Below are 11,542 nucleotides of genomic sequence, written 5' to 3'. Positions count from 1 at the left end.
AAGCCCTCTTTCTAAAAAGAGGACTCTCGCGATGTTGTTACATACTGCGAAGTCTCGCAATCCGTTCGGCCGGATTGGGGTGCGTCGAGAACAGGCCACTTAGCTTTTTCTTGAGCGGGTCTGAAAAGTAGAGCGACGCCGAGGCACGTGAGGCTTCCTTCACTGGTGTCTGGATATTGGCGATTTTCTCGAGCGCCGACGCGAGGGCATCCGGATTACGCGTCAATTCGGCCCCGCTCGCGTCCGCCAAAAACTCACGATTCCGTGAGATGGCCAAATTGACGAGCGTGGCAATGAGCGGTGCGAGAATCAACAACACGAGCCCGACAATCATGAAGATCGGGTTTTGGTTGTTGTCACGGCGGCCGCCGACGCTCCGGAAGAACAGCATCCTCGACCCGATATCGCTCATGATGGCGATCACCGAGACGAGGGCGAGCGTCACTGTCGCCAGTCGCACATCGTAATTTTTAATATGGGCGACTTCATGGGCGATAACACCTTCGATTTCTTCTCGCGTCAACTGGTCGAGCAGTCCGGTCGTCACGGCGACGGCCGCCTTTTCTGGTTTCAGGCCGGTCGCGAACGCGTTCGGCGACGCATCGTTGATGATGAAGATGCGCGGCATCGGGACGCGCGCGACCATCGCCATATTCTCGACGGTGTGCCAAAGAAACCGGTGCTGGTCGACCGACGTGATTTCTTGGGCATGGTTCATCTTCATGACGATATTCGTGCTCGACATGATGACGATTCCGATATAAAACAGAGAGAACACGGGCGTGAAGATGAGGCCCGGTAGCGGGTCACCATAATTCAAATACGAGATGACCACTCCGACCCCTAAGACGAGAAGGACGAATCCGGCCACGATGAACACGGTCTTGATTTTATTTTTCCGAATCTGTTCATATAAAATCATCGTCGCCACTCCAATCCATTAGAATGAAACACGCACGTTTTCGCGTTCTTCTTCACGAGCTTCGAGCATGTCGCGTTTTTCGAAGTTGTGAACGGAGGCGATGATGTTCGTAGGGACCGATTCGACTTTCGTGTTATATTTCATAACCGTATTGTTATACAACTGTCGTGAGTAGGCGACCTTATTTTCGGTTTGCGTCAGTTCTTCTTGGAGCATCTTGAAGTTCTCGTTCGCTTTCAAATCTGGATATGCCTCACGGAGCGCGAACAAGTTTTTCAGCGCGCCGCTCAATTGATCGTTCACTTCCATCTGTTCTTGACGGCTCGTCTTCGACCCGAGCTGATTCCGGAGCTCGACGACTTTCGCCAGCGTCTCTTGCTCGTGCTTGGCATAGCCCTTCACCGTCTCGACCAAGTTCGGAATCAAATCGTAACGCCGTTTCAACTGTACATCAATCTGTGCCCACGCCTCGTCGACCCAGTTTCGATATTTGACAAGTCCGTTGTACATCGAGAAATAGACGAACGCCAAGACAACGATAATCCCAATTGCGATAATCCAACCCATTTCGACACCTCATTTCATGATTTTCTCCTGTATTAATTCCCTCTCGTCGTATACCATAAGCATAACTTAGGAAAATATAGTAAATGATTCATATCTACAGTGAGCTTTCTCACGATTTCATACAAAGGAGTGTCACGATGTCTATTCCATCCATCGTCGTCGCTGTGAAGGCAGTGATTGTGCAAGACGATCGGCTCCTCATCATCAAACGGGCAACCGATGATGAAATCTATCCTGGCACGTGGGAGCTTGTCGGCGGCAAGCTCGATTTTGGCGAGACGCTCGAACAGGCCCTAGAACGGGAAGTATTCGAAGAAACCGGGCTACGCGTAACGGTTCAACACTTACTGTACGCCACGACATTTTTGACCGACTCGAATCGTCAAGTCGTCCTGATGACGTACTGGGCTCATCCCGTCGCAACAACCATCACTCTCTCTGAAGAGCATAGCGATGCCAGATGGGTGACGGCTGATGAAGTACGACAGATGTTACTTCAACCGATTCTCGATGATTTAGATTCACATGACGTATGGACCTTGATTCAAACAAAAACAATCAACTGACAGGAGTGCTTGCTATGCTTGTGACTGACCTCGATTCCCGATTGACTGAGTTATACGAAGAGATGGTGTCGCTTCGACGCCACTTCCACCAACATCCCGAACTCTCCTTTGAAGAACGGGAGACACCGCGGACGATTGCGGCCTATTTACGTGAGCTCGGGCTCGACGTGCGCGAACACGTCGGCGGCAACGGTGTCGTCGGACGGATTCATGGCGGTGACGGTCCAACCATCGCGTTTCGTGCCGACTTCGATGCGTTACCGATTCAAGATTTAAAAGATGTCCCGTATCGTTCAAAAGTGAACGGCTCGATGCACGCCTGCGGCCATGATGCCCATACGGCGACGCTGCTCGTCTTGGCGAAAGCCCTTACGGAAATCGATCTTCCCGGAGATGTCGTCCTCATCCATCAGTTCGCGGAAGAGCTCGCACCAGGCGGGGCCAAACCGATGATCGAAGATGGCTGCCTCGACGGGGTCGACTACATTTACGGTTCTCATATTTGGACGCCGCTTCCATTCGGCACGGTTGGTGTGAAGACCGGACCGATCATGGCGGCGGCCGACCGGTTCGAACTGACCGTCAAAGGCAAGGGAGGTCACGGGGCCATCCCGCAACACACGGTCGATGCCGTCATGGTCGGAACCAATATCGTCAGCCAGTTGCAACAAGTCATCAGCCGCCGCATCGACCCGCTCGAACCGGCCGTCTTGACCGTCGGGACGTTCGTCGCCGGTCAAGCGTTCAACGTCATCGCCGACGAGGCGAAACTGTCCGGCACGGTACGGACGTTCACCCCGGAGACACAGACGCGCATCATTACCGAGATGGAGCGCACCATCGCCCACATCTGTTCGGCGAGTGAGGCACATTATGAGCTCGATTACATTCGCGGCTATCCCGCTGTCATCAACCATGCGACCGAGACCGACCATGTGCGTCGCAGTGCCGCGCGTGTCGTCGGGACGGATGGCGTCATCGAGATGGCACCGCTCATGGTCGGAGAAGATTTCGCCTACTATATGCAACACGTCCCCGGTAGTTTCTTTTTCACAGGGGCCGGCAACCCGGAAGTCGGAGCCGTCTTCCCGCACCATCACCCTCGGTTCGATGTGGATGAACGGGCGATGCTGCATACCGCCCGCATCCTCATGCAGGCGGCGTTCGAGACGTGGAACATGCACAAAAAAGAAGACTGACGCCGCGGCGTCAGTCTTCTTCTGTTTGATCAGATAGCATCGACACGAGCACTTGGTCGACACGTTTTCCGTCCATATCGACGACTTCGAACCGGAGTCCGTACGCCTCGACGACATCTCCCCGTTTCGGGAAGTCCCCGAGCGAATAAATGACGAGACCGGCAAGCGTATGATAGGAATTGCGTCCTTCATCGAAACGATTGTCTCGAATCCCAAACGTCCGCTTCAAATCTTCGATGCCGAGCAAACCGTCGGCTAAATACGAACCGTCTTCACGGCGCACGACTTCCGGTGTCTCTTCTTCAATCATCACTTCGCCGACGATTTCTTCCAAAATATCGAACAACGTGACCATTCCAAGGAACCCACCATACTCATCGAGCACGAAGGCGATCTCGACGCCATTCTTTTGCATCATCTGCAAAACTTGGCTCGCTTCTCGCTGTTTTGGCACGACGAGCGGTTGTTTGATTCGTTTCAAGATTTGCGATGGCTCCCGAAGCGTCGGTAACGTCAAAATATCACGGACATCGATATAACCTACAAACTCATCGAGTGTATCGCGACCGACCGGGAGTTTATTGTGTTTACTCTCATAAATCGATTTCTTGATATCGTCCATATCATCTTCGAGGTCGACCCATTCGAGCGTCGTCCGCGGCTGCATCAACTCATAAATCAACTGGTCATGAAACGCAAACACGCGCTCGACCTGTTGCACTTCTTCGTGGGCGAACGCCCCTTGTTGGGCCCCTTCGAATAAGAGTTGCTTAATCTCGAGCTCCGTCTCGCCACTCGATTGTTCCGCTTTCAAGCCGAGCAGTTTGAAGAGGAACAACGTCGATTTCGATAAAATCCAAATGAACGGTCGCATCACTTTGCTGAATACATCCAACGCTGGAATGATGGCCATCGTGACTTTCTCCGGTGCTACGAGGGCAATCCGTTTCGGCACGAGTTCACCGATGATGAGCGACAAGTATGTGATAATCGTGACCACGACGACGTAACCGACGGTCGGTGCGTATTGGGCACTCATTCCGAGCTGTGCGAACAATTCGCCGAGCGGTGCCGAAAAACGCGCACCCCCGTAGGCCCCGTTAATAATCCCGATTAACGTGATTCCGACTTGGACCGTCGATAACAGGTCGGTCGGATCTTTTGAATACTTGAGTGCGATTTCAGCACTGCGCTTACCGCGGTTCGCCTCGACTTCAAGTTTGGCCGGTTTAGACGAGATGAGCGCGATCTCCGTCATCGCGAAAATCCCGTTCAACACAATCAAGAATAAAACAATTAGTAAATCGATTACTATGGAAGAATCCACCGTTTTCATCACCTCTGCGTATATTTCGTACTGCTTCCCTCTCTATCCTATCAGAGATTCGTTATCCATCTGTACCCGTTTTGCTCAAGAAAAAAGCCACTTCAACGTGAAGTCGCTTCCTTTGAGCTTTCTTGCTGAAGAGCCGTTGCTTGTGACTGCTTGAAGACGATGACACCGAGAAGCAACACCATCAGTCCGATGACCTGACCTGGGGACAGTGACAACTGAGGCATCCCGAACGCACCCGTCAAATCGACACCGAGTGCCCAAATCAATTGAGAGACGAGGATAATCGACACCGATAAAGTCGGCCCGAGCAATTGAATGCTTCGCATGACACAGAAGACGACACCGACACCGAGCAGACCGCCGAGCGCATAAATCGGCGAGATGTCAAACAGCCCTTGCAGATTACCGCCAAATAGAACAAGTGGAACGAGCGAACCGAGCAACCCGACGATAAAGACGAGCACCGTCGTCGCCCAGGCTCCTAAATAGACGTTCATTTTTGCATTGACCGCCGCTTGGACACTTATGAATGCGCCGGCCACTGCCGAACAGATGATTCCTACTATCATGAATTTCCTCCTTATTCGTACAACATGCCATTGGCACGTTCTTTTAATCGAGTCGCATCTAAAATCGTCACTTGCGTCCGTGTTTTCTCGACGAGTCCCTCATCCGCGAACGCCTGTAACGTCCGGTTCAAATGGCGATAGCTCGTCCCGAGCCATTCCGCGACTTCTTTTCGCTTCAACTGGCTCATCTCATCTTGGAACAACTCATTCCCTGACTCGCTGAGCGAGACGAGATAACCCGCCAACCGTTCTTCGAGCGTCGACATGAGATGGTTCGATGAGGCGTTCGCCTCGATAAACAACTTCTCAGACACGCCACGGAGAAGGTGCTCCGTAAATTCGATTGTCCGGTTATGTGTGCGCAACACATCGAACGGGATGCGCAAACACGTCACCGGGCCGACCGTCTCGACCGTGTGGAGCACGTTGCGTCCACTCGCATATTCGATATCTCCAATCAACGTCGGGGCCATCTTTAAACGCAGTAAGCGCAACTTGCCTTCCTCACTTAACGTATAGATTTTGACACGTCCCGACAACACGACGAAGAGTGACTCAATCGGGTTACCATTCGTGCAGAGCATCGCCCCGGACGGATAGGTCATGATTGTCGACGCCTCTAACGTTTGTCCTGAAAACAGATGGGCCCACCCGAGCCGTGCTAACGCTGTTTCTACTCTCATCTGGCTCCTCCTTACGTGAACGTGTAAATCCCAATCCCGATGATCATTAAAGCGAGCCCCAAAAGCTGACCTTGATTGACGGGTTTCTGTTTCACCCCGAACCATCCGTTCACATCAATCAAAAACGCTCCAATCAATTGGGCGACGAGCAAAACGCAAATGGCCCATGTGACACCGAGCTGTTGAATGGCTGTCAATTCCCCGAAGACGACGAAGACTCCGAACAAACCGCCGAGGCTGTAATACCAAGGCACGCGCCGAAACGCCGTCAAATCTGCATCCCGTTTGAACGCATAAATGAGGAGTGCGAGCACGAGACCGACGAGATGGACGACTGTGACCGACAACCAGGCGCCGACCGCGTAACCGAGCTTAGCGTTAAAAATACCTTGCAACGCGATGAACGTGCCCGAGAGCACGGCAAATAAAATTCCCAAACAAGTTCCCCTCCTATCTCCTCGTCTGACTGTACGTGAGATGGAACGCTTTGAAAAGGACATATGTCCGAAAAAAAAGACAGCTTAGGAATCATTCCTAAGCTGTCTTTACGATTATCCGAGCAATTTGACGATTTCAGCGCCAACTTGTTCTGACGACTGCGGGTTCTGACCCGTGACAAGGCGCTCGTCCACGGCTACATTGACGGCCCAGTTGTCGGCGTTATCGAACTTCCCGCCACGCTCGCGCATCGCCGATTCAAGTAGGAACGGCACCGCTGAGTCGAGCTGCATCTCGCGCTCTTCTGCGTCCGTGAATCCTGTCACGCGCTTGTCTTTGACGAGCGGTTCTCCGTTGCTCAACTTGACGTTGACGAGACCGATCGGACCATGACAGACGGCTGCGACGACGTTTCCACCTTCATACGTGTCACGAATGACACGCTGTAACGTCTCACTGTTCGGGAAGTCGACGACCGTCCCATGCCCACCCGGAAGGAAGACCGCGTCATACGTGTCATCCGCCACTTGGTCAAGTCGGGCCGTGTCTTTCAATAGATGTTGCGTATCCAACACCTCTTGCGGCAATTCGCCCTCTAAGCTGTTCGCATCGATTGGCACGTCTCCACCTTCGATGCTCGCCACCGTGACTTTATAACCTTGCTTCTCGAATTGAAGATACGGTGCAGCGAATTCCTCGAGCCAAAGCCCTGTCGCGTGACCGTTCTCTAATTGATCGGCAGACGTCGTGACAATCAGTACATGTTTAGACATTGAAAACTCCTCCTTCTAAATTAAGCATACGAAAGAGTTGTTCCCGCTCTGGTTCCATTCAAACCTCCGGACCTGCGACGTCGTTATTTTTTTGACCTGGTCCGATTTTGGAAATGGCTTTCGCTTGCCGACCGTCTATACTCATTACATGCTGGCAGAAAGGAACGATTGTGATGAGATACGTACTCGATTGGGGATTTCTTGCCGTCGCCGTCTTGATTGTATTACTCGTGATGATGAGTGGGCTGTGAAAGAAGTTCGGTTCGGATTCACCGAGCTGTCACAAGGATGTCTGTTTGAAGCTAGGGTTGAATCGGGAACAAATCTACTGTTGTCCTGTCGTGATCGCTACTTCAGAAAGGATGTTGAATATGTCAGAACGCGTATTTATCAGTCCAGCCAAGTACGTGCAAGGCAAGAATACAATCGATCGAATCGGGGACCATGTCGGTCACTTCGGGTCACAGGCGTTGCTCATCGCCGATGACATCGTCTGGCGCTTGATTGGGGAACGGGTGACCGATTCACTTAAAGCGAGCGGCGTCAACGCTGAGAAGGCCGATTTCGTCGGTGAGGCCTCCCGTCACGAGATTGAACGGATTGCTAAAGCGGCCGCAGAGAGCCATACCGCAGTCGTCATCGGGATGGGCGGCGGGAAAACGCTCGATACGGCCAAAGCCGTCGCTGACGAACTGGACGCCCGCATCGTGATCGTGCCGACCATCGCTTCGACGGATGCGCCGACGAGTGCCCTCTCTGTCATCTATACGGATGAAGGAAACTTTGAGACGTATCGGTTCTATAAAAAGAATCCAGATTTGGTTCTCGTCGACACGAAACTGATTGCTGAGGCCCCGGCTCGGTTCCTCGCCTCAGGAATTGCCGACGCGCTCGCGACATGGGTCGAGGTTCGAAGTGTCCTTGCGTTTGGCGGAAAAACGATGGCGGGCGGTGTCCCGACCATTGCCGCAGAGGCAATTGCCAAACGCTGTGAAGAAGTGCTGTTCGATTACGGGATTCTAGCTTACGAATCCGTAAAAGCCAAAGTCGTCACGCCGGCACTCGAGTCCGTCGTCGAAGCGAACACGCTCTTGAGCGGTCTCGGGTTCGAGAGTGGTGGATTAGCCGCTGCGCACGCCATCCATAATGGATTCACGGCCTTGCATGGCGACATTCACCATTTGACGCACGGCGAAAAAGTCGCCTTCGGCACACTCGTCCAACTCGCACTCGAAGGCCGGACCCAGGCAGAGTTTGACCGCTACATCGCCTTGTATATGGCGCTCGAGTTACCCGTCACGCTTGAAGACGTGAAATTGAAAGATGCTTCTCGCGAGGACATCTTAAAAGTCGGCCAAGCCGCGACCGCCGAAGGCGAGACGATTCATAGCGGATTCGATGTCACCCCAGAACAAGTCGCCGATGCCATCATCGCGGCCGACCGCTACGCCCGCCTGTATCAAAGTAAACTCCGCTAAACAAACAAACGAGGAACGGCTAGTTGAGCCGTTCCTCGTTTGTTTGTTTGCGGGTGACGAAGGAAAACGCCACTCCAAGCGCCATACAACTGACCGTCAGGACGAAAAACGTCAATTGGTTCGCATAAATGATGTTCGTGAACTGATTCCATCCTGACGCATAGGCCGCGTTCTCAGAAGCACGGATGCCAGCGCGGAGCGAAGCGGCCTGCTCGGCGTTAATATAGAAACCGACTCCCGCCATGACGAGACTCCCCACCAAGAGACCGATTCGCGCCAAACGGTTTACCGACGCGACGGTGCGCTGCGCGAGCCGAATCGTGATCCAAATGAACAATAGGATGAACGGCCAACCGACCAGCAAGACGAGCACGTATGGATTCCCCTCGCCCGCCGATTCCGTATAGGCGGCGGTCATCGTCTCACCGAGCTTAAAGAGTACAAACGTAATGAGCGTGATGATGAACCACGCTTTAATCAATTTATCCATGACAACACCTCGTCCTCAGTATAACAAAAAAACACCATGCGCTTTCGCACACGGTGTCCGGTCAGGCTTTCGGACGGACGGCATAGTAAATCAAGATGACGAGCCACGTCCAGACGCCGGTGAAGATCCCGATAATCCCGATGATGAAAAATCCGAGAGGAATCATCGATTTCGTCCGATTGTAATCTTTCCACATACTCGATAGCCCTTTGATGTTGAAATACAAAAAGGCAAAGAATAGGACAAGCAATAACAATGGTAAACCAAAAATGAGTTCCATATGTGCTCACTCCTTTCGATACTTCGATCCATCTCTTCCCTACACGATAAGTGTATCGTTTTTGGGCTGTCGGCACATCGGGCTCAGGCAGTACACGCTTCAGGTCAAGAGACGGAGACGATTTCTCTCTTATTCCCTGATTCGTTATCTTTTCATCATTTGAAAAAAAGGGAAAAGAAGAGCACCGACTCAAAAGGAGGTCATCCTTATGAAACTAATCCGCGTACTCCTCGTCTTGATGCTCATTTTTCCTGTCATGTCCACTTCCGCCGCAACCCCGTCACCCCAGCCAGGCTACACGATTAAAACGACGAAACTGTACTGGCGGGCGATGCAAGCGTCTCCGGTCGCCAAGACGCTGTCCACGAACACACCTGTCCAATACAACACGTACAATCGCAGCTGGTCGAACGTTTACCTCAATGGCACGCGCTACTATACCCCATCGAGCAACTTGAAAGCTGGCATCCCGAAACTTGCGCCTGCGGAACGGATTCGACTCGTCAATAAACAACACGGCCTCTCGAGCACATATCGTTCGCGGCAACTCGTCACGTTGACCATTCCGACCGTCTACACGAAAGGAAGCGAGCGAACCCTCATGGCCGCTGAAGCCGCTCACGCGCTAGCCCGCCTCTATTACGCCGGTCGAAAAGAAGGACACACACTTTATGCGCTCAGTGCCTATCGTTCCTACGCCAGCCAGAAATCACTCTACACGTATTGGGTCAATGCCCGCGGCACGGCGTACGCCTCAAAATATGTCGCCCGTCCTGGATATAGTGAGCATCAAACCGGCCTCGCCGTCGATATGACGAGTGCACGCATGCAGATGGGACTCTATGCCTCGTTCGACCAGACCCCGGAAGGCAGATGGATGCTACAGAACGCACACCGTTATGGGTTTATCCTTCGTTATCCAAAAGGAAAAGAAAAAATCACCGGCTACAACTACGAGCCGTGGCACCTTCGCTACGTCGGCGTGAAAGAAGCGACGACGATGAAACAAAAAAATTGGACGTTCGAGGAGTGGTGGGCCACACGTTGACGCGAGCATCTCGAGCGAAGCATCGTTGTCGTTCCATGTATAATGGATGCGTACGATATCGCAGAGGAGGACATGTGCATGTGGATTGTCATGAACAAACTAGACGTTGAAAAAGGAAAGGTCGACGCGGTCACCGCCCGTTTCCAGACGACGAAAGGCATCGAGTCGATGGACGGGTTCGTCCGGATGCAGGTGTTGACGGATACATCGGATGAGACGAAAGATCAAGTCGTCATCATGACGACATGGCGCGACGCGGCGAGCTTTGAGAATTGGCGCGATAGCGGTGCGTATAAGCATGCCCATAAAAAACGGGACGACGGCACTTCTGAAGTGAAGCCCATCGTCCTCGGAAACACGGTCACCCAATATGAGGTCGCCATCGAGCACGGCGCTTCAACCGATGACGTATAAAATATCTTGTGGTCGGATGATCCCGAGCAACGGCTCATCGTCTTGACCCGTCTCGGTAATCAGCAAGGCATCGAGACGGACGCCGCCTTTCATACTGATGAAGTGATGGTGCGCCTCGATGACCGACGTCTCTTGCGCGATAAACCGGTACCGCCGCAAGTGCGGGTCGTGATGGAGCACGTCCTTGACTTGAACGCCTTCGAGTGACACATGCGGCCCGTCGACCGTTTCGGCGAGCCAACTGGTCACTCCTTTTTTCGTCAACAACCCACGCCACGACCCGTCTTGGTTATAGACGGGGAACTGCGAATAGTTCTTGTCTCGAATCTCGCCGAGCACGGCGACCAACGAGTCATCGGCGTCGAACGTCGTCACGATTTTTCGGAACAGCGGGATGACTTGACGTGGATGGAGCAGTTCTTTCTCCACCTCGAGAATCAAATTGACGATTGATTCATGCGGTTCGGCGATGATGAAGTCCGGCTCCCGCCGCTCGTGGACGATGGCGTTCCGCAACTGACTCATTTGATGTAAATCTTCCTTATACCGTTCGATAATCGGATTGTGTTTGGCGAGACGGTTGACCATGTTGCTGAAACTGAAATGCTGGCCGTCTCCCATCTCTCGACTCAAATAATCCTCAATTCGATGATACGATGCGATAAACTCTTCAGCTCGACTCATACATTCACGCTCCTTATCGCCTATATATACCCTATTTTTTTTAGCTTCGAGCAGGAAAGCGTGACCCAATCTCGAATCCACATTAAATCATCTAT

The 11,542-nt window shown here is 52.5% G+C and carries 15 protein-coding genes; 5 read left to right on the top strand and 10 right to left on the bottom strand.

Annotation, left to right across the window (positions count from 1 at the left end; all coding sequences use genetic code 11):
* Positions 1-37 precede the first annotated feature (37 nt).
* Positions 38-919 (bottom strand): zinc metalloprotease HtpX, encoded by an 882-nt coding sequence (gene htpX, locus M467_RS30265; protein WP_031200423.1) that lies wholly within the window; start codon positions 917-919, stop codon positions 38-40.
* A 21-nt stretch (positions 920-940) separates the two neighbouring features.
* Positions 941-1,489, bottom strand: a complete 549-nt coding sequence (locus M467_RS30260) for a LemA family protein (RefSeq protein WP_021067978.1) — start codon at positions 1,487-1,489, stop codon at positions 941-943.
* A 137-nt stretch (positions 1,490-1,626) separates the two neighbouring features.
* Between M467_RS30260 and M467_RS30255 the strand changes: the two genes are divergently transcribed.
* Together M467_RS30255 and M467_RS30250 are read left to right on the top strand one after the other, a co-directional pair.
* Positions 1,627-2,055: an NUDIX hydrolase gene (locus M467_RS30255; RefSeq protein ID WP_021067977.1), complete on the top strand. Its 429-nt coding sequence runs from the start codon at positions 1,627-1,629 to the stop codon at positions 2,053-2,055.
* A 14-nt stretch (positions 2,056-2,069) separates the two neighbouring features.
* Entirely contained in the window at positions 2,070-3,254 is a 1,185-nt protein-coding gene (locus M467_RS30250; protein ID WP_021067976.1) for a M20 metallopeptidase family protein, read from the top strand.
* A 10-nt stretch (positions 3,255-3,264) separates the two neighbouring features.
* On the opposite strand, the gene M467_RS30245 is transcribed toward M467_RS30250, so the two are convergent.
* The 5 genes from M467_RS30245 to M467_RS30225 all read right to left on the bottom strand — a co-directional run bounded on the left by M467_RS30245 (position 3,265) and on the right by M467_RS30225 (position 7,053).
* Positions 3,265-4,590, bottom strand: a complete 1,326-nt coding sequence (locus M467_RS30245; protein ID WP_031200421.1) for a hemolysin family protein — start codon at positions 4,588-4,590, stop codon at positions 3,265-3,267.
* 92 nt (positions 4,591-4,682) lie between these two features.
* Positions 4,683-5,159: a DMT family transporter gene (locus M467_RS30240; RefSeq protein WP_021067974.1), complete on the bottom strand. Its 477-nt coding sequence runs from the start codon at positions 5,157-5,159 to the stop codon at positions 4,683-4,685.
* Between the two features lie 11 nt (positions 5,160-5,170).
* Complete coding sequence (locus M467_RS30235) at positions 5,171-5,842, bottom strand: Crp/Fnr family transcriptional regulator (RefSeq protein WP_021067973.1); 672 nt, start codon at positions 5,840-5,842, stop codon at positions 5,171-5,173.
* Between the two features lie 11 nt (positions 5,843-5,853).
* Entirely contained in the window at positions 5,854-6,279 is a 426-nt protein-coding gene (locus M467_RS30230) for a DMT family transporter (protein WP_021067972.1), read from the bottom strand.
* 114 nt (positions 6,280-6,393) lie between these two features.
* Positions 6,394-7,053, bottom strand: coding sequence for a type 1 glutamine amidotransferase domain-containing protein (locus tag M467_RS30225; RefSeq protein WP_021067971.1), 660 nt, complete (start codon positions 7,051-7,053; stop codon positions 6,394-6,396).
* A gap of 371 nt (positions 7,054-7,424) precedes the next feature.
* Between M467_RS30225 and M467_RS30220 the strand changes: the two genes are divergently transcribed.
* The gene (locus M467_RS30220; RefSeq protein ID WP_021067970.1) at positions 7,425-8,531 is read left to right on the top strand and encodes a glycerol dehydrogenase; all 1,107 of its coding nucleotides are present in this window, start codon (positions 7,425-7,427) and stop codon (positions 8,529-8,531) included.
* A 19-nt stretch (positions 8,532-8,550) separates the two neighbouring features.
* On the opposite strand, the gene M467_RS30215 is transcribed toward M467_RS30220, so the two are convergent.
* Positions 8,551-9,021: a hypothetical protein gene (locus M467_RS30215; protein ID WP_021067969.1), complete on the bottom strand. Its 471-nt coding sequence runs from the start codon at positions 9,019-9,021 to the stop codon at positions 8,551-8,553.
* A gap of 61 nt (positions 9,022-9,082) precedes the next feature.
* Entirely contained in the window at positions 9,083-9,301 is a 219-nt protein-coding gene (locus M467_RS30210) for a hypothetical protein (protein ID WP_021067968.1), read from the bottom strand.
* A gap of 208 nt (positions 9,302-9,509) precedes the next feature.
* Between M467_RS30210 and M467_RS30205 the strand changes: the two genes are divergently transcribed.
* Together M467_RS30205 and M467_RS30200 are read left to right on the top strand one after the other, a co-directional pair.
* Positions 9,510-10,349 (top strand): M15 family metallopeptidase, encoded by an 840-nt coding sequence (locus tag M467_RS30205; protein ID WP_021067967.1) that lies wholly within the window; start codon positions 9,510-9,512, stop codon positions 10,347-10,349.
* A gap of 78 nt (positions 10,350-10,427) precedes the next feature.
* The gene (locus M467_RS30200; protein WP_021067966.1) at positions 10,428-10,763 is read left to right on the top strand and encodes an antibiotic biosynthesis monooxygenase; all 336 of its coding nucleotides are present in this window, start codon (positions 10,428-10,430) and stop codon (positions 10,761-10,763) included.
* Here the strand turns inward: M467_RS30200 and M467_RS30195 are convergent.
* The gene (locus M467_RS30195) at positions 10,746-11,447 is read right to left on the bottom strand and encodes a CBS domain-containing protein (RefSeq protein WP_021067965.1); all 702 of its coding nucleotides are present in this window, start codon (positions 11,445-11,447) and stop codon (positions 10,746-10,748) included. The genes M467_RS30200 and M467_RS30195 overlap by 18 nt on opposite strands.
* Between the last annotated feature and the right edge of the window lie 95 nt (positions 11,448-11,542).

Origin of the sequence: Exiguobacterium chiriqhucha RW-2, from assembly GCF_000416965.1 — a bacterium.
In the GTDB taxonomy this organism is placed as follows: domain Bacteria; phylum Bacillota; class Bacilli; order Exiguobacteriales; family Exiguobacteriaceae; genus Exiguobacterium; species Exiguobacterium chiriqhucha.
This window is presented reverse-complemented; position numbering and strand designations above follow the sequence as displayed.

What these genes read in the sequence shown, in the direction of transcription:
- M467_RS30200 (WP_021067966.1), top strand. Translation starts at nt 10,428, where the DNA reads ATGTGGATTGTCATGAACAAACTAGACGTTGAAAAAGGAAAGGTCGAC.
- M467_RS30245 (WP_031200421.1), bottom strand. Translation starts at nt 4,590, where the DNA reads ATGAAAACGGTGGATTCTTCCATAGTAATCGATTTACTAATTGTTTTA.
- M467_RS30210 (WP_021067968.1), bottom strand. Translation starts at nt 9,301, where the DNA reads ATGGAACTCATTTTTGGTTTACCATTGTTATTGCTTGTCCTATTCTTT.
- M467_RS30260 (WP_021067978.1), bottom strand. Translation starts at nt 1,489, where the DNA reads ATGGGTTGGATTATCGCAATTGGGATTATCGTTGTCTTGGCGTTCGTC.
- M467_RS30220 (WP_021067970.1), top strand. Translation starts at nt 7,425, where the DNA reads ATGTCAGAACGCGTATTTATCAGTCCAGCCAAGTACGTGCAAGGCAAG.
- M467_RS30205 (WP_021067967.1), top strand. Translation starts at nt 9,510, where the DNA reads ATGAAACTAATCCGCGTACTCCTCGTCTTGATGCTCATTTTTCCTGTC.
- M467_RS30235 (WP_021067973.1), bottom strand. Translation starts at nt 5,842, where the DNA reads ATGAGAGTAGAAACAGCGTTAGCACGGCTCGGGTGGGCCCATCTGTTT.
- M467_RS30195 (WP_021067965.1), bottom strand. Translation starts at nt 11,447, where the DNA reads ATGAGTCGAGCTGAAGAGTTTATCGCATCGTATCATCGAATTGAGGAT.
- M467_RS30225 (WP_021067971.1), bottom strand. Translation starts at nt 7,053, where the DNA reads ATGTCTAAACATGTACTGATTGTCACGACGTCTGCCGATCAATTAGAG.
- M467_RS30215 (WP_021067969.1), bottom strand. Translation starts at nt 9,021, where the DNA reads ATGGATAAATTGATTAAAGCGTGGTTCATCATCACGCTCATTACGTTT.
- M467_RS30240 (WP_021067974.1), bottom strand. Translation starts at nt 5,159, where the DNA reads ATGATAGTAGGAATCATCTGTTCGGCAGTGGCCGGCGCATTCATAAGT.
- M467_RS30250 (WP_021067976.1), top strand. Translation starts at nt 2,070, where the DNA reads ATGCTTGTGACTGACCTCGATTCCCGATTGACTGAGTTATACGAAGAG.
- M467_RS30255 (WP_021067977.1), top strand. Translation starts at nt 1,627, where the DNA reads ATGTCTATTCCATCCATCGTCGTCGCTGTGAAGGCAGTGATTGTGCAA.